This window comes from Rhodopseudomonas palustris, from assembly GCF_013415845.1.
Classification (GTDB): Bacteria; Pseudomonadota; Alphaproteobacteria; order Rhizobiales; family Xanthobacteraceae; genus Rhodopseudomonas; species Rhodopseudomonas palustris_F.
Genome location: NZ_CP058907.1, coordinates 1,456,161 through 1,473,734 on the forward strand (window position 1 = coordinate 1,456,161; position 17,574 = coordinate 1,473,734).

The 17,574-nt window shown below is 65.1% G+C and carries 14 protein-coding genes; 8 read left to right on the top strand and 6 right to left on the bottom strand.

Going from position 1 to position 17,574, the window contains the following annotated elements; genetic code table 11:
• Positions 1 to 41: 41 nt before the first annotated feature.
• The 8 genes from HZF03_RS06805 to HZF03_RS06840 all read left to right on the top strand — a co-directional run bounded on the left by HZF03_RS06805 (position 42) and on the right by HZF03_RS06840 (position 8,664).
• Positions 42 to 824: an ABC transporter permease gene (locus HZF03_RS06805; protein WP_234832158.1), complete on the top strand. Its 783-nt coding sequence runs from the start codon at positions 42 to 44 to the stop codon at positions 822 to 824.
• Positions 824 to 1,846, top strand: coding sequence for an ABC transporter ATP-binding protein (locus HZF03_RS06810; protein ID WP_119017113.1), 1,023 nt, complete (start codon positions 824 to 826; stop codon positions 1,844 to 1,846). Before HZF03_RS06805 ends, HZF03_RS06810 begins: the two co-directional genes overlap by 1 nt.
• Positions 1,806 to 2,804 (top strand): ABC transporter ATP-binding protein, encoded by a 999-nt coding sequence (locus tag HZF03_RS06815; protein ID WP_119017112.1) that lies wholly within the window; start codon positions 1,806 to 1,808, stop codon positions 2,802 to 2,804. Before HZF03_RS06810 ends, HZF03_RS06815 begins: the two co-directional genes overlap by 41 nt.
• Positions 2,805 to 3,198: 394 nt before the next feature.
• The gene (locus HZF03_RS06820) at positions 3,199 to 4,248 is read left to right on the top strand and encodes an ABC transporter substrate-binding protein (protein WP_119017111.1); all 1,050 of its coding nucleotides are present in this window, start codon (positions 3,199 to 3,201) and stop codon (positions 4,246 to 4,248) included.
• A gap of 70 nt (positions 4,249 to 4,318) precedes the next feature.
• The gene (locus tag HZF03_RS06825; RefSeq protein ID WP_119017110.1) at positions 4,319 to 5,134 is read left to right on the top strand and encodes an ABC transporter ATP-binding protein; all 816 of its coding nucleotides are present in this window, start codon (positions 4,319 to 4,321) and stop codon (positions 5,132 to 5,134) included.
• The gene (locus HZF03_RS06830) at positions 5,131 to 5,997 is read left to right on the top strand and encodes an ABC transporter permease (RefSeq protein ID WP_119017109.1); all 867 of its coding nucleotides are present in this window, start codon (positions 5,131 to 5,133) and stop codon (positions 5,995 to 5,997) included. The genes HZF03_RS06825 and HZF03_RS06830 overlap by 4 nt, the downstream gene beginning before the upstream one ends.
• Entirely contained in the window at positions 5,994 to 7,556 is a 1,563-nt protein-coding gene (locus HZF03_RS06835) for a class I adenylate-forming enzyme family protein (RefSeq protein ID WP_165858084.1), read from the top strand. Before HZF03_RS06830 ends, HZF03_RS06835 begins: the two co-directional genes overlap by 4 nt.
• 112 nt (positions 7,557 to 7,668) lie before the next feature.
• Positions 7,669 to 8,664, top strand: coding sequence for an NAD(P)H-dependent flavin oxidoreductase (locus HZF03_RS06840; protein WP_119017107.1), 996 nt, complete (start codon positions 7,669 to 7,671; stop codon positions 8,662 to 8,664).
• Positions 8,665 to 9,077: 413 nt separating this feature from the next.
• Here the strand turns inward: HZF03_RS06840 and atzF are convergent, their stop codons facing one another.
• The 6 genes from atzF to HZF03_RS06870 are packed head-to-tail and all read right to left on the bottom strand — an operon-like array spanning position 9,078 to position 17,574.
• Positions 9,078 to 10,901, bottom strand: coding sequence for an allophanate hydrolase (gene atzF, locus HZF03_RS06845; RefSeq protein ID WP_119017106.1), 1,824 nt, complete (start codon positions 10,899 to 10,901; stop codon positions 9,078 to 9,080).
• Positions 10,901 to 14,449, bottom strand: a complete 3,549-nt coding sequence (gene uca / locus HZF03_RS06850; RefSeq protein ID WP_119017105.1) for an urea carboxylase — start codon at positions 14,447 to 14,449, stop codon at positions 10,901 to 10,903. Before uca ends, atzF begins: the two co-directional genes overlap by 1 nt.
• A gap of 2 nt (positions 14,450 to 14,451) precedes the next feature.
• Positions 14,452 to 15,087, bottom strand: coding sequence for an urea amidolyase associated protein UAAP2 (locus tag HZF03_RS06855; protein ID WP_119017104.1), 636 nt, complete (start codon positions 15,085 to 15,087; stop codon positions 14,452 to 14,454).
• A gap of 2 nt (positions 15,088 to 15,089) precedes the next feature.
• On the bottom strand, positions 15,090 to 15,929 hold the full coding sequence (locus HZF03_RS06860; RefSeq protein WP_119017103.1) for an urea amidolyase associated protein UAAP1: 840 nt from the start codon (positions 15,927 to 15,929) through the stop codon (positions 15,090 to 15,092).
• A 38-nt stretch (positions 15,930 to 15,967) separates the two neighbouring features.
• On the bottom strand, positions 15,968 to 16,759 hold the full coding sequence (locus HZF03_RS06865; protein WP_119017102.1) for an ABC transporter ATP-binding protein: 792 nt from the start codon (positions 16,757 to 16,759) through the stop codon (positions 15,968 to 15,970).
• Entirely contained in the window at positions 16,756 to 17,574 is an 819-nt protein-coding gene (locus tag HZF03_RS06870) for an ABC transporter permease (protein WP_011156972.1), read from the bottom strand. Before HZF03_RS06870 ends, HZF03_RS06865 begins: the two co-directional genes overlap by 4 nt.

The following is a 17,574-nucleotide window of genomic DNA, read 5'->3' on the forward strand; positions in this document are numbered from 1 at the left end:
TGTTCTCGCGTGCGATCCGGCAGCCGTCGGCGCTGATCGGGATGGTGCTGCTCGGCGCGATCATCGCGCTGGCGCTCCTCGCTGATCAGATCTTCCCTGGCGATCCGCTTGATTTCGTCGGACAGCCTTTCCTGCGGCCCGGGGCCGATCCCGCGTTTTTACTCGGCACCGACATGCTCGGGCGCGATCTGGCGTCCGGCATCGCGCATGGTGCGCGAATTTCGCTGTTGATCGGCGCGGTGGCCACGGCGGTGTCGCTGGTGATCGGCGTCGGTGTCGGTGCGATTGCCGGCTATTACGGCGGCAAGGTCGATGCCGCGTTGATGCGGCTGACCGAGTTCTTCCAGACCATTCCGCAGTTTCTGTTCGCGTTGACGATCGTGGCGATCCTGCAGCCCACTATTCCCACCATCGTTGCCGCCATCGGCGTGACGGCCTGGCCGAGTCTCGCGCGACTCGTCCGCGCCGAGATCCTCAAGCTGCGCCACGGCGACCTGGTGCAGGCGGAGATCGCGCTGGGCGCCTCCGACCTGCGCATCATCTTCCTGCATCTGTTGCCGAACACGCTCGCGCCGATCATCGTCTCCGGCTCGGTCATGGTCGCCACCGCGATCCTCACCGAGTCGAGCCTGGCGTTTCTCGGCCTCGGCGATCCTAATGTGGTGAGCTGGGGCGGTATGGTCGGCGCAGGGCGCGAAGTGTTGCGCTCGGATTGGTACATCGCGACGATCCCTGGCCTCGCTATCGTCGTCGCCGTGTTGGCGCTCAACCTGCTGGGCGACGGATTGAACGATGCCATCGATCCCAAGCGGGAGCGTCGGTGATGGTCGGTCTGCCGGCGCTATCGGTCGAGGGGCTGACCGTCAAATTCGCCGATCGGGGCGGCGACCTGACGGCGGTGAGCGGCCTCGATTTCGAACTGGCGCAAGGTGAAACGCTGGCGCTGGTCGGCGAGTCCGGCTGCGGCAAGTCGCTGACGGCGCTGGCGCTGCTCGGGCTGATCGCGCCGCCTGGGCGTGTCGAAGGCCACGCCATCAGGCTCGATGGCCGCGACATTCTGGGACTGCGCGGGGAGCAGATGCGCAGGCTGCGCGGCAATCGCATCGCGATGATCTTCCAGGAACCGATGACGGCGCTCAACCCGGTGCTCAGCATTGGAGAACAGATCGTCGAAGCGATCCGCGAGCACGAGAACATTTCCTATTCGGCCGCGCGTGAGCGCGCTGTGGCGCTGCTCGATCGGGTGCGGATTCCCGATCCGCGTCGCCGGTTCGACGACTATCCGCATCGGCTGTCCGGCGGCATGCGGCAGCGCGTGGTGATTGCGATCGCGCTGGCCTGTTCCCCGTCGGTTCTGGTGGCCGACGAGCCCACCACCGCGCTTGACGTGACGATCCAGGCGCAGATCCTGGAGCTGATCGACGAGCTGAAGCGCGAGACCGGCACTGCGGTGCTGCTCATTACTCACGACCTCGGCGTCGTGGCTGAACACGCCGACCGAGTGTTGGTGATGTATGCCGGCCGCAAGGTTGAGGAGCGCGCGACCAGGGACCTGCTACGCACGCCGCGTCATCCCTACACAAGCGGCCTGATCGCCGCCCACCCGCGGCTGGGCGCGGGCAGCGGCTTTCGCGCGCGGCTCACCGAGATTGGCGGGATGGTGCCGTCGCTGCGCGAGATGCCGCTGGGCTGTCGTTTCGCGCCGCGCTGTCTGCTCGCGATCGAGGCTTGTCACGTCGCGCCGCCGCCGCTGATTCCGGTAAGGGAGGGCGGATCTGTCGCTTGTCTGAGAATCGAGGAGTCGCGTGTTTCAGAGCTCGCTTCCTTTGGTGCCGGCGCATCTTGAGCCGCTGCTCACGGTCGACGACCTCGTGGTCCGGTTCGGGACTTCGCGCGGGGTGGTACAGGCCGTCGACGGTGTGTCACTCACGATCCGGCCCGGCGAGACGCTGGGCCTGGTCGGTGAGTCCGGCTGCGGCAAGTCCACCCTGGGGCGCGCGATCGCGCGCCTGATCGAGCCCGAGCGCGGCAGCGTGCGGCTCGGCGGCGTCGATCTCAGCCGGCTGTCCCGGAACGAGTTGCGCGCGCATCGCAGCGATATTCAGATGGTGTTTCAGGATCCGCTGGCATCGCTTGATCCACGCTGGACCGTCGGGGCGCTGATCGCCGAGCCGCTCAACATCCATCGGATCGGAAGCCGCGCCGAGCGGCGCGACCGCGTTGCCGATCTCCTGACCAAGGTCGGCTTGCCGGCCGACGCAGCCGGCCGCCATCCGCATCAATTCTCCGGCGGCCAGCGCCAGCGCATCGGCATCGCGCGCGCGTTGGCGCTCGATCCCAAACTGCTGGTGCTCGACGAGCCGGTTTCGGCGCTCGACGTCTCGGTGCAGGCGCAGATCCTGAACTTGCTGGTCGATTTGCAGAAGCAACTCGGCGTCGCGTATCTGTTCATCAGCCACGATCTCTCAGTCGTCGAGTATATCAGCGACACGGTCGCGGTGATGTATCTCGGCCGTATCGTCGAGATCGCGTCTCGTGAACGGTTGTGGTCAGCGCCGGCGCACCCCTACACGCAGGCGCTGTTCGCCTCGATCCCGCGGATCGACTGCAACAGCCCCGGCCGACGCGGCGCGCCGCTGAAGGGGGATTTGCCGAGCCCCTATGCGCCGCCGTCCGGCTGCCGGTTTCATACACGCTGCCCGGTGGCGCTGGAGCGTTGCCGAACGGAAACTCCCCGGCCGGTGCGGTCGTGCGGTGACGCGGGTCACTCGGTCGCGTGCCATCTGGTTGTGGACGAGAAATAGATCAGAGTTCGGGACGAGACTGCGGTCAACAGGATCCGCTCGCCCAAGCGATCCAAAGTCACGACGCTCGCTCACCAAGCGACGTGCGTCTGGCGCGGAACGGGTAGTTCCTATGCGGCGAACCACTGCTCGACGACGACGGCTCTTGCTTCCTTGTTGGATTTGCGACGGCAAGGTGCGTGACCGTTTGAGACGCCTGCTCGGAATTTTACTGTCGTGGTGCCGTTGCATCGACGATTTTGCTTCTGATGCGTACGTCCAATTTGAAGTTTCCTTTCATCGACAATTCTCCAGTGCGAAATCTATAACGCCGGTAGCAGTGGGCTCCGCGCCGCGTCACACCGCAAGGCTGTGCAATGTCGCATGAAGCCGTTTTAGAAGGAGCGTGACTTCGATGTTTGACGTTGCAGACAATCGCGATGCCGTCAGCCGTTTCAAATCGAGCCGCCGGTCGTTTCTGCAGAGCGCATTGGTTGGGGCATCGATAGGTCTGTCAGGCGCGTTTTCGCGAACGGCGTCGGCTGAAGCCTCCGAAATCCGCCTCGCGAACCAGTATGGCTTTGGGCATCTGCCGTTGACCATCATGAAGGACCAGAAAATCATCGAGAAGCATGCCGCGGCGGCAGGAATCCCGTTGAAGGTGTCTTGGATCAACACGCAGGGCTCTGCGACCTACGAAGCGCTGGTCTCCGGATCGGTCGACGTGATCAGCGCCGGTCTCCCCGGTGTTTTCAATCTCTGGGACAAAACACGCGGGGCTGTCCGCGCCATCGGTCCTGCCGGCGCGGTGCCGATGGTTCTCGTCACGCGCAATCCGAAGGTGCTTTCCGTGAAGGACTTCACCGACGCGGATCGTATCGCTGTTCCCACCGTCCGGGTGTCGCCGCAGGCGATCTTCCTGCAGCAGGCGGCAGCGGAAGCGTTCGGCCCAACGAATTTCAATAAGCTCGACCATCTCACGGTCAGTCTGTCCCATCCCGATGCCTTGGCTGCCTTCCTCTCCGGTGGCGAGGTAAACGCACATTTCTCGATCGCGCCATTTCTGGCCCAGGAACTGAAAGTGCCGGGAACGCGTGCGATCCTCGACAGCGGTGAGACGCCGAACGGTCCCACGACCCAGGTCGTGCTCGCATCGACGCAGAAATTCCGGGAGCAGAATCCGAAGCTGTTCGCGATCTTCTTCGCCGCCTACCAGGAGACGCTGGAGAGCATCGCCGCCGACTCCCGCCGCACGGCTGAAAGCTATCTTCGCGAATCCGGCGACAAGACCTCGCTGGAAGACACGACGCGGCAACTGACCGAATTGCGCCGCTACTACGATATCGTTCCGCGCAACACCTTGGCTCTCGCCAAGTTCATGAACGACATCGGCACGATCAAGACGCGTCCGGCGACTTGGAAGGAGTTCTACTTCCCTGAGATTCATAATCTTGCCGGTAGCTGAGCGCGGCTTCTGGGCCACGGACGAGACTCTCTTCCGCAGCTTTCGGCGGCTGCTATCAGGATCTCAAATCATGAAACCTCAGTCGATGTGTGTGCCTCCATCCGAGGGCAGCACAGTCTTGTCTGTCGAAAGCGTGTCGCTGGTCTACAAGACGCAGGATGCGCTGGTTACCGCGGTCTCAGAGGTGAGTTTCCGGGTCGATCGCGGCGATCGCCTCGTTCTGCTCGGGACTTCGGGGTGCGGAAAATCATCATTGCTCAAGGCGATCGGCGGCTTCCTGCCCCCGACGCGCGGCGAGATCAAACTTCACGGCCGCCGGGTCCACGGCCCGGGCCCGGACCGGATGATGGTGTTCCAGGAGTTCGATCAGCTGCTACCGTGGAAGTCGGTGACCGAGAACATCGCTTTCCCGCTCGAGATGAGCGGGCGTACCGATGCCGCCGAAGCGCGCCGCAGGGCGCTTCGCTTCGTCGATAAGGTTGGCCTCACTCGTTTCGCCGATGCCTATCCGCACACCTTGTCGGGCGGCATGAAGCAGCGTGTCGCCATCGCGCGGGCCATGGCGATGCAGCCAGAGATCCTGCTGATGGACGAGCCGTTCGCATCGCTCGACGCGCTGACGCGGCGGCAGATGCAGAGCGAGTTGCTCGAACTCTGGCAGGACACCGACATCACGCTCGTCTTCGTCACGCACTCGGTCGAGGAAGCCCTGATCATCGGCACGCGGCTGCTGCTGTTGTCATCGCAGCCGGGCAGGGTGCTCGACGACGTCTCGGCGGGTGGTGCGCCGCTGAGCGCGCTGGCACCGGACGAGCATCGTCGGTTGCTGGCTCACATCGATCGCCGGTTGTTAGGGGCAATGAAGCGCGACGAGGCGGCGGCATGAGCGGTTCAGCAAAACTGCAGTTCCGCGCGGTGCAGGGCGAAGCAGCGGACCGGCCGATCGCGGCCGAGCGCCAGTTGTCGGTTTGGCAAAGGCAGTTCGGACGTAGTTGGGTGCACCAAGCCGCTTTCCTGTTGTTGCTTGCGACGGTTTGGGAGGGCTATGGGCGGTTCGTCGACAATCCATTGCTGGTGCCGACTCTGAGCCAGACGCTGCTAGCGATGTGGGACGGGCTGGTCGGCGGCGAACTGACTGTGCGGATCGGCAACTCGCTGCGGGTGCTGTTGACGGGCTATGTCATCGGCGTGGTTCTGGCCTGCCTGTTGACGTCGCTCGCAGTATCGAACAGGTTCGGGCGCGATGCCTTGTCGGTGCTGACCGCGATGTTCAATCCGTTGCCCGCAATCTCGCTGCTGCCGATCGCATTGCTGTGGTTCGGCATGGGGTGGGGCAGCCTCGTGTTCGTCATCGTCCATGCCGTGATGTGGCCAATGGCACTGAATGTGCACACCGGATTCGAGGGGATTTCCCCAACATTGCGGATGGCAGGCCAGAATGCCGGTCTAAGAGGACTACGCTATGTGCGGCATATCCTACTTCCCGCCGCGCTGCCCTCGATCATCTCCGGCCTCAAACTCGGTTGGGCGTTTGCCTGGCGCACGCTGATCGCCTCCGAAATGGTATTCGGCGTGTCGTCGGGCTCGGGCGGCATCGGCTGGTTCATCTTCGTGAACCGGAATTTGATGGAAACGGCGAACGTGTTTGCAGGCCTGCTGACGGTGGTCTTGATTGGATTGCTGATCGAGAGCCTGATTTTTCGCACGCTTGAGAACGCCACGGTGCGGCGATGGGGGATGGTACGATGACTGATCTCGAAGCAGTGTCACGGTTGCGGCGGCTGGCAGATGTGCGGACGCTATGGCGCGCGGAATTCCCGAAGCGTATCGCGCTGTCGCAGGGTGATGCCCGTGTCAGTTACGGCGAACTCGCCGATCAAATCGACGCAACCGCGGCTTGGTTCTACGAACTCGGGTACCGTGCGGGCGAACGGATCATCCTGGTCGGGGAGAACTCGGCAGCGCTGCTCGAGGCGATGTTCGCGGCGAGCGCGCTGGATCTATGGGTCGTGATGCTGAATGCCCGGCTATCTAAGCCGGAGATCGATGCGATCCGGGCGCATTGCCGCCCCCGCGCGACGATCTATTTCGCCGATCGGTCCCCGGATGCTCTGCGGCACGGTGAGGCCAGCGCTGCGCGCCGTGTCGGTCATCCCAGCCTCGGTACGGTTCTGATCGACGAGGAAGACCTTGGCGGCACGGCCGAGCCGGTGCTGGACGATCCCGCCGAACAGATCGCCTTGCTAATGTATACGTCGGGTTCAACCGGTACGCCGAAGGGCGTCATGCTGTCCCATCGCAGCGTGCTGACTTTAGCTTCGACCTCGGCATCGCTGCGGCAGTTGCGCACTGAGGATCGCCTGTTCCTGACGACACCGATGACCCATGTGATGGGACTGTTCTCCGTCAGCCTGTCGGCGCTGCTGGTCGGCGCCACGGTGGTGATCGAGCAGCGGTTCGATCCGGAGACCGTGCTGAACGTGCTGAAGCGCGAGCGGATCACGGTGTTTCCGGCAGTTCCGACGGTATTCTACAAGCTGCTGCATCACATCGAAACGCACAACGTTCGACTCTATCTTCCTTCGCTGCGCTTTATCTGGGCCGGTGGCTCGCTGTTGGAAGCTGCGTTGGCGGAGCGCACGCGTGCGGTGTTCGGGCTTCCGCTTCACAATGGTTACGGCATGACCGAGGCTTCGTCGTCGATCTGCCTGACGTCGGTGACTGCGCCGGTTGTGCCGGAGTCGGTCGGCTGGTTTCTGCCGGGCCTCGAGTGGAAGCTCGTTGCCGTTCGCTCGGGCGATGCGGCCGATAGCGATACGCCCGACGTCGGCGAATTGTTGATCCGCGGGCCGACCGTTATGAAGGGCTATTTTCGTGATCCCGAACTCACCGCACGCACGCTGGATGCGGACGGATGGCTGACAACAGGCGATCTTGCTCGGGTTGCCGACGGCCAAGTCTACATCGTCGGGCGCAGCAAGGACATGATCGTGCGCTCCGGCTTCAACGTGTATCCCGCGGAAGTCGAGCGCGCCATTAACGCTCACCCCCAGGTCGTCCACTCCGCCGTGGTTGGCAGGCGCGAGCAGAACAATGAGCGCATCATCGCCTTCGTCGAGCGAGCGCCGGCCTCATCCGTCAACGACACGGAGCTTGACGCGTTTCTTGCGGGCCGGCTTGCCGGCTACAAGCGCCCCCAGGAATTCCGCTTCGTGGACAAGCTGCCGCTGGCGACCAATGGCAAGGTTCTGAAGCACAGACTGGCGCTGCATGCGTCCGATGGCGCTCCTGTCTCCGAGACGGCTTGACACTGTCTGATCGCGACTGCGATCAATTCCACGCGGAGATCGGCGCTGCAGCGCCACGGGATGTTGCGGTCCGCCGACGCGCCAAGACCAAGCAAGAAAGTCGAAAGTGCAAATGTCCGAGAAATTCAAACAGATTCGCGCGCGTCTACGACTGCCAGTCCTGGTCGCGCCGATGCTGCGCATATCAGGGCCGGCTTTGGTTGCAGCGAGCTGCAGTAACGGCGTCATCGGCTCGTTTCCAACGGTCAACGCCCGAACGCCCGACCAGCTCGATCGATGGATCGACGAGATCAAGCAGGCCGTCTCGGCCGCTGGTGCCTACGACGCGCCTTACTGCGCAAACATTCTGGCGCGATCTGATCCGGACAAGCTGCAGGCCGACCTCAAAATTTTGATCAAGCACAAGGTCGAAATCGTCCTCGTCAGCACTGGCGCGCCTGAGAAATATGTAAAGCCGCTGCAGGATATCGGATGCTTTGTCATCGCCGACGTCGCCTCGATCCGCCATGCGAGAAAGGCTCTGCAGCAAGGCGTCGATGGTCTCGCTCTCTTGACGGCGGGCGCCGGCGGGCAGACCGGCTGGGCCAATGGCTTCGCATTCGTTCGCGCGATTCGCGATTTCTATGACGGTCCACTGTTGCTGGCCGGGGGCGTCTCCGACGGTCAGGCGTTGTGGGCCGCACGGACACTCGGCTGCGATCTCGGCCTGATGGGGACGCGCTTCATCGGCACGCAGGAGTGCGATGCATCCGACGGTTACAAAGCGATGCTGGTCGACAGCAGCATCGACGATGTGGTGCTGACGCGTGGCATCAGTGGTATCGACGCCAACTTCCTTCGCCCGTCGATCATTGCCTGCGGTCTCGATCCGCAGGAATTGGCGGCCCCGGTGTCACCCGAACGCGCCCGTGAAATGTTCAGCAGCTACGCGGACGGGATGCGCGGTCCGAAACGCTGGGTTGATCTGTGGAGCGCTGGCCATACTGTCTCGGGCGTCAAGGTGGTCCAGAGCGTGGCGGAGGTCGTGGATCAGTTGGCGGTGGAATATACCCGAGCCCAACGTGCGACCAGGGCGCTGCTTGCCGATGCGGACGATCCCGCCATCTGAGTGGCTCCATGAGAGCCGGTTTATGCGTTTGCCGATACGTTCCCGCCAGCCCGGTTGGCGAAGGCTGGAGCGAATGGGGGAAATGCCTTGCGCGTAGTTCAGTTTAGTGTCGTCGCACCGGCTTAGATTGTCTATGGCTGAGCTGTTCGCTCACCGTGACGGGCAGGCCTATCTGCGTATTCCTATCGTTTCGATCGGTGCGTAGGAAGCGGTGCCTTGTTGCGGAGGTGCTCCGCACTCGTTGGCATCTCAGTCGATGTGGTCGAAGTGGTCATCGCAGCTTCGGGACGGACGCAACCATGTTCGAGGACGTGGCCAGTGGTCGGGCACGAGCAATTCGTCGTTCCGTCGCTTTCCGCGGCCGCGGTCCGCGACATCGGACACTAGATCAGGAGGCCGTCTCGCGCCTCGCCTTACCCGGCAAGGCTTTTGATGTAGGCTCTCCATCCGCCGAATGACGAAATATCCCTAGCGCCTTTCAGGCCCTCGGCTTCGACGATAAACCCCTTTGGCGTGGTGCCGTCGGCGAGGTGTGTAGTGCCGATGCCGAGCGGCGAGGGGATGCCGGCGACGAAGCTGCCGAAGCCTTCGGCGGAGATCGCCCAAACCTCCGTTGCGATTGGGGTGCCTTCGCCCGGAGCGACGCGCAGCAGGCCGGGCCTGAATGGTGGGCCGCCCTGCAGGGCGAACAACTTGTAGTCGGGCGCGGTGGAGACTGCGCGCAGGAAACGCGCGCCGCGGCTGGTCAGCTCGTGGTTCAGCGGCATGCCGGACAGATGCGCGCCGACCACCACCAGCTCGATCTCATTCGCAACGGCAGAGGGCGATACTTCGATGGGAGCCGGCACCTTGGTGCTGCTGGCGCCTAAGTGTACGCCGCTTGCGGCGTGAAGGCGCTCGCCCAGCGCGGCGAGGAGGTCGTCGCGGCCTGCCGGTGCGATCAGCGTCACGCCCGACGGAAAACCATCGGCGCGGAAGCGACTCGGCACAGCCAGCGCGCACAGGTCGAGCAGGTTCACGAAATTGGTGTAGGTGCCGAGCTCGCTGTTCGGACCGATCGGATCAGCCTCCAGCTCCGCGACCATGCGCGGGCGCGGATAGGTCGGCACCATCAGTACGTCGATGCCGCTCCAGATCGCATCAGCGGCGCGGCGCAGTTCGGCCAGCCGGTACAGGCCGCCAAACGCATCGGCAGCGCTGAACGCCGAAGCCGAGCCGATGATCTTGCGCGTCACCGGATGTAAGAGCTCCGGCGTTGTCTCGATCACATGTCGGATTGCCTGATAGCGCTCAGCGACCCACGGTCCGCTGTAGAGAAGACTGGCGACGTCGAACAACGGCGTCAGGTCCACCGCGCGCACGGGGCCGGGCACCACCGTCGCAAGATCGGCGACGGCAAGATCGAATGCGTGTTCGGACTCGAGGTCGTCGGCGAATTTGCGGCTGGCTGGATTCGGCAGCCCGATTCGTAAGCCGGGCGACAACGCGTTCGGACGGGCCGGTGCGCCGGCGTGCGGGCGCGACCATGGATCTTCGCGGTCGAAAGCTGCGATCACGCCATAGACCGCATGCGCATCGGCGACCGTGCCGGCGAACACCGAGATTGTATCGAGGGTCCGGCACGCTGGCACCATGCCGCGCGACGATACGCTGCCGAGCGATGGCTTCAGTCCAACGATGTTGTTGAGCGCGGCAGGCACGCGGCCGGAGCCTGCGGTGTCGGTGCCGAGCGCGAACGTCACGAGGCCATGCGCCACCGCCACGGCCGAGCCGCTGCTCGACCCGCCGGGCACGTAGCGCGGATCCATCGCATTGCGCGGCACCGGATAGGGCGTGCGGACGCCGACCAGGCCGGTGGCGAACTGATCGAGGTTGGTCTTGCCGATCAGAATCGCGCCGGCATCGAGCAGGCGCTGAACCGCAAACGCAGTTTCGCTCGGCGTGGACGCGAAGCCGGGGCAGGCTGCCGTGGTCGGCAGCCCGGCCACGTCAATATTGTCCTTCACGGCGAATGGGATGCCCCACAGTGGCTTCGTATCGGGATCGAACGGGCCGAGTGCGGCGGCGTCGGCAAGGACGTCGTGCTCCGGCCGCAGCGTGATGAAGATGCCGGGATCGGCCACGGCTTCGAGCCGGCGATACGTCGTGGCGATGATCTCTGCCGGAGAGGCGCCGGCCGCATAGGCGGTGTGCAGCGTCGCGATCGTCGGGAAGGTGGTGAGTTCAGCAGCCGACATCACACTTCCTCCAGCGCGCAGATCAGGTCGCCGGCGCGCAGCGTCTGGCCCGGCTTGGCGTTGAGGGCTCTGACGATGCCGCGTGCGGTCGCCGGAATCGCGATCTCCATCTTCATCGACTCGATCACCGCCAGCGTCTGGCCGATCTCGACATGCTCGCCCGGTTCGATGGTGAGCTTCCAGACGTTACCCGGCGCCTCGGTGAATTGGCCGACGCAGCCGTCCGGCACGTCGCCGCCGGAGCCGAGCGCGGCCGCGGTGTCGTCCTCCACCACCTCGTCGAGCTTGGCGTCGCGCCAACGCTGGCGCTCGGCCTCGAACGCGGTCTGCTGACGGGTCTTGAACGTCGCGATGCCGTCGGCTTCGCGCGCCAGGAAGGCCTTGTAGTCGGCGTAGGAGAACGTCGTCTCTTCGATCTTGAGCGGATAGCCGCCGTGCGGGAACGCGGCTCGGGCGTCGAGCAGCTCTTCCGGCGTCACCGGGAAGAACCGGATCTGGTCGAAGAACCGCAGCAGCCACGGATGGCCGGGCTTGAACACTTCGGTGGTGCGCCAGGTGTTCCAGACCTGGATGGTGCGGCCGAACAGCTGATAACCGCCGGGGCCTTCCATGCCGTAGATGCACATATAGGCGCCGCCGATGCCGACGGCGTTTTCGGGCGTCCAGGTGCGGGCCGGATTGTACTTGGTGGTGACCAGGCGATGCCGCGGATCGACCGGGGTGGCGACCGGCGCACCGAGATAGACATCGCCGAGGCCGAGCACGAGGTAGTTGGCGTCGAACACGATGCGCTTGACATCGTCCTCGTTGTCGAGGCCGTTGATGCGGCGGATGAACTCGATGTTGGACGGGCACCACGGCGCATCCGGCCGCACCAGCTCCTGATACTTGCGCATCGCCAGCACCGCCTGCGGATCGTTCCAAGACAGCGGCAGATGAATGATGCGGCTCGGCACCGCCATCGCCTCGACCGAGGGCAGTTCGCGCTCGATTCTGACCAGAGCGTCGAGCAGCTTGCGGCGCGACATCACCGTGCTGTCGTAGTGGATCTGCAGCGAGCGGATTCCCGGGGTGAGATCGATCAGGCCGGGTAGTTTCGCCTTCTCGACCGCCTCGGCGAGCACGTGCACCCGCAGGCGCAGCGCGATGTCGAGCTCCATCGGGCCGTATTCGACTAGAAGATTGTCGTCGCCAGCGCGGCGATACACCACCGGGATCTCGCCATCATCATGGCGGCCGACGATCGCGGAGCCAAGCTCGGCGGGCGCGGTGATCACGGTCGGCCCCGCGACCGGATCATCGGCGCGCGTCACCGGCACGAAGCGGAGCTTATCGCCGGGCTTGAGCTGGCCGACCTTCCACAATTCGTCGCGCGCCACCACGGCCGGGCAGACGAAGCCGCCGAGACTGGGGCCGTCGGGGCCCAGGATGATCGGCATGTCGCCGGTGAAGTCGATCGCGCCGACCGCATAGGCGTTGTCGTGGATATTCGAAGGGTGCAGCCCGGCTTCGCCGCCGTCGGTGCGGGCCCATTGCGGCTTTGGTCCGATCAGCCGCACACCGGTGCGCGCGCTGTTGAAATGCACTTCGTAGTCGGAGGCGAACAACGTCGCGATGTCTTCGTCACAAAAGAAATCGGGCGCACCGTGGGGGCCGTAGATTACGCCGATCTGCCACGCACGTGTCAGAGCCGGCCGCTCCGCGTCACTCAGCGCACGCGGCTCCGCGGCCGGCGCGATCGAACCGAAATGCAGCACATCGCCGGCCTTCAGAGCGCCAGTGGCGTGGCCGCCGAACGCGCCGAGCGTGAACACGGCGCGCGAACCGAACACTTCGGGCGCGTCGAAACCGCCGCGGATGGCGAGGTAACAACGTTGGCCCGCGCCCTCGATCTTGCCGACCGCCAGCATCTGGCCGGCGCGCACCGCAATCGGCGCGTCATTGCCGACCGCCACACCATCGAGCTTGGCGCCCATGCCGGCTCCGCACAGTGCTACCACGGCGTCGGCGTTGAAGCGAAGCGTCGGGCCGCTGACGGTGAGTTCGAACGCCGCTGTGGTTTCCGGATTGCCGACGATCCGGTTGGCTAGGCGGAACGAGCGCTCGTCCATCGGTCCGCTCGGCGGCACGCCGACGTGCCACAGATGCAGCCGGCCCGGCAGCTCCTGCAGGCCGGATTGCGCGCCGGGCGCCACCACGTCGATGGTGCGCGCCGCGAAGCTGAAATCGGCCAGCACCTTGGTGGCGACCTTGCCGCTGCGGAACAGATCGGACGAAGCAATCGCGCGCAGATAATCGAGATTGGTCTCGATCCCGGCCACGGTGGTCGTGGTGAGCGCGCCGATCATCTTGTCGATCGCGGCGTCGCGGTCGGCGGCGTGCACGATCAGCTTGGCCAGCATCGGATCGTAGAACGGCGTTACCTCGTCGCCGGTTTCGATCCAGCCGTCGATGCGGGCGTCATCCGGAAACGCCACCTGGGTCAGCCGGCCGGCCGAGGGCCGGAAGCCGGCACCGGGATTTTCGGCATACAGTCGCACTTCGATCGCCGCGCCTTGCGGCGGACGCGGCGTGTAGGTCGCAAGCGGGCTGTCGCCGGCAGCCTGGCGCACCATCCATTCGACCAGATCGACCCCGAACACCGCTTCGGTGACCGGATGCTCGACCTGAAGGCGGGTGTTGACCTCGAGGAAATAGAATTCGTCGCGGGCGACGTCGTAGATGAATTCGACGGTGCCGGCGGATTCGTAGGCGACGCTCTGGCCGAGCGCGACCGCGGCCTGATGCAGCCGCGCCCTCATCTCGTCCGAGATGCCGGGTGCCGGGGTTTCCTCGACGACCTTCTGATTGCGCCTCTGCAGCGAGCAGTCGCGTTCGCCGAGCGCGATCACGTTGCCCTGGCCGTCGCCGAAGATCTGCACTTCGATATGCCGGGCATCGGCGACGAAGCGCTCGAGATACACCCGCGCGTCGCCGAAGCTGGCGCGGGCGGTGCGCTGCACGGTGGCGAAGCGCTCGCGTAGCGTCGCTTCGTCATGGCAGAGCTGCATGCCGATGCCGCCGCCGCCCGCCGTGCTCTTCAGCATCAGCGGAAAGCCGATGCGGCCTGCGGCCTCGAGCGCTTCCTCGATGCTGTCGATCAGCCCGGTGCCGGGCAACAGCGGAACGTTGCTGGCTTGCGCCAGTTCGCGGGCGCGGTGCTTCAGGCCGAACGCCTCGAGATGTTCGGGACGCGGACCGATGAAGGCGATGCCGTGCTGCTTCAGCCGCTCGGCAAAGCCGCGGTTCTCCGACAGGAAGCCGTAGCCGGGATGCACCGCCTGCGCGCCGGTGGCGAGGCAGGCGTCGATCACGGCGTCGACGTTGAGATAGCTGTCGCTGGCGGCGTCGCCGCCGACACGCACCGCTTCGTCGGCCTCGCGCACCGGGCGGGTGAACCGGTCGGCGTCCGAATAGATCGCCACGGATGCGATCCCCATCCGGCGCAAGGTGCGACCGATCCGCCCAGCGATTTCGCCGCGGTTGGCAATCAGAACTTTGCTGAACATGATCAGTCCTCGCCTGCCTCGTAGATCACCACCTGGATCGGCGTCGGGAAGAAGCCGTTGCAGGGATTGTTGACCTGCGGACAGTTCGAGATCAGGCACAGCACGTCCATCTCCGCGATCATCTCGACGTAGTCGCCGGGCTTGGAGACGCCGTCGACGACGGTGAAATTGCCGTCAGGATCGAGCGGCACGTTCATGAAGAAGTTCAGGTTCGGCACGATGTCGCGCTTCGACAAGCCGTGCTTGGCGGCCTCCAGCACGAAGTTCTCGCGGCAGGCATGCAGATACTTGGTCTGATGCCCGAACCGCACGGTGTTGCTCTCGCAGGAGCAGGCGCCAGCAGAGGTGTCGTGCAACCCGCAGCTATCGGCCACCATGCGCAGCATGGTGCGGCCCTCGGTGGACATGATCCGCGTGCCGGTGGTGACGTAGGCCGAGCCCTGGGCGCGCAGCGTGTCCTGGCCGCTGTAGCGTTCGCCGAAGTCACTGGCGGCGTAGAACAGGGTGTCGACCGCCTGCTGGCCGTGGCTGTCGACGATGCGCAGCGTCTGGCCCTTACGGATGATCGCCGACCACGGCACGCGGGCCGGGATCACGGTGTCGAGCACGATGCGGGCGGAAGCGGGAATCGCGGTCATGCTCAGGCCCTCCCTGCGGCGCCGGCGAGATAGAACGCGTTGTTCTCGAACGCGCGCTTGGCTTCGAGCGACACGGTGCGGCACAGATCGTCGGCAGCGAGCTGGGACGCCTGGTAGCGAATGAGATCGATGTCGCCCGGGGCGTAACTTGGCGATGGATCGAGCGGGTGCGGACAGTTCGACACTGCGATCAGCAGGTCGAGCTCGGCGCGCAGATCGACGAAGTCGCCCTGGTGGCGACGCTCGCCGTGCCATTCGAACCGGCCCTGCGAATCGACCGCGACCGGGGCGAAGAAGGCGATCGAGGGGTGCACGTCGCGGCGATCGAGCCCGAGCTTGCCGGCGGCGAGCACGAAGTTGTCGCGGGTGTTGCGGAAATTGCCGGCGCCATAGCGGGCCGCATTGGTTGCGGCGTTGGAGCCGCCCACCATGGTGTCGTGCGCGCCGCTGGTATCCTCGATGATCGACAGTAGCGCACGCCCCATGTCGGACAGGATTACACGGCCTTTGCGCAAGGACGCCGCCCACTGCACCTTGATGGTGTCGGCGTGGTTCAGCCGCTCGCTCGGGTCGAGCGCATTCCAGGCCTGGATGCTGACGCAGGACGTGCCACTGGTGTTGATGATGCGCACGGCCTCGCCACGGCCGAGCTTGGTCACGTAGTACCAGCCACCCGGCACAGTCTCGCGATGGATGATCGCGTCCGCGGCGATCGGCGCGCCGTCGCGCGGCGTCGGCGGCGGCAGGGCCTTCGGCGCCTGCTGCTGGCCCAGCGCCTTATGCTGTTCGTAGCGCCGGCGGTTGGCCTCGACTTCGGCCTTCTCTTGCTCGGTCAGGATCATGCTGCCCTCACGGTGAACAAATGCCGGGTCGTCCCGGCTCATGCTCCCTGTGCGGCCGGGTCGTCCCGGCCGGAGCGGATTGGATGGTCGGTGCGCGGCTGCGCGACGCGCCGCGGGAAGATTTCGAGATCGCGGGAAATCGTCGCGCCGTAGCGCTCGCGTTCCTCGGGACGGTTGCGATTGCGTTCGAACGCGATCACCCGCGTCGCCAGGCTGAAGGCCTCGGACAGATCGTGCGTGACCATCACCACGGTGAGCTCGGTCTCGTTCCACAGCCGTTTCATCAGCACGTGGATGTCGGCGCGGATGCCGGGGTCGAGCGCGCCGAACGGCTCGTCGAGCAGCAGGATCTTTGGGCCGCGCATGATCGCCTGCGCCAGCGCCAGCCGCTGCTGCATGCCGCCGGATAGCGATGCGGGATATTTGTGCTCGTGGCCCTTCAGCCCGACCTCGTCGAGCAGCGCCAGCGCCTGCTCGGTCGCCTCGCGCCGCGCCCGGCCGAACAGCCGGCCGAGCAGCCGCGATTGCTGCAGCTCGCGGCCGAGCAGCACGTTGTCGAGCACGGTGAGATGCGGAAACACCGAATAGCGTTGGAACACCACGCCGCGATCGGCGTCGGGTTCGCTGGGCATCGGCTGGCCATCGATCAGGATCTGGCCGCGGGTCGGCGTCTCCTCGCCGAGCAGCATGCGCAGGAAGGTGGTCTTGCCGCAGCCGGAGGGCCCGACCAGCGCCACGAAGGCGCGCGGCGCGACGTCGAGCGTGATCCGCTCCAACACGATGTGGTCGCCGTACTCTTTCCAGACGTTGTCGAAACGGATCGCGCTCATTCCGCCCTCACCGCGGCGAACCAGGGGAAGGCTTTGCGCTGGATCAGTCGCAACGCCAGGTCCATCAAGAAGGCGAGCAGCGTGATCCACACCACGTAGGGGATAATCACGTCCATCGCCAAATAGCGCCGCACCAGGAAGATGCGATAGCCGAGCCCGGAGTCTGAGGCGATCGCTTCGGCGGCGATCAGGAACAGCCAGGCCGGTCCGAGTTGCAGGCGCAGCGAGTCGATCAGCCGCGGCAGGATCTGCGGCAGCACCACGCGGAGCGCGATCTGCCAGGTCGAGGCACCGAGCGTCTGCGCCTTGATCAGTTGTTCGCGCGGCAGTTCGAGCACCTTCATCGACAGGTCGCGGATGATGCAGGGCAGTGTGCCGATCACGATCAGCGCGATCTTGGAGTTCTCGCCGAGCCCCATCACGATGAACAGGATCGGCAGCAGCGCCAGCGGCGGCACCATCGAGGTGACCGACACGAACGAACCGAGCAGGGCATTCGCGGCCGGCAGCAGGCCGATCACGATGCCGAAGACGAGCGCCAGCGATGTGGAAATCGCCAGCGCCGCGCCCAGCCGTTCGAGGCTCGCCAGGGTATCCGACCACAGCAGATAGCTGCCGGTGCGGGCATCGACCTGGAAGGCCATCTGCTTGACCGCCTGGCCCATGCTGGACAGCGCCGGCAGCAGCTTGTCGTTGGGATTCTCCGCCAGCCGTGCGCCGGAGCCCAGCAGATACGCAATGATCACCAGCACGAACGGCAGCGCCGCCATGTAGATGGCGAGTTGCCGTCCAGGCCTGATGTTCACCCATCGCAT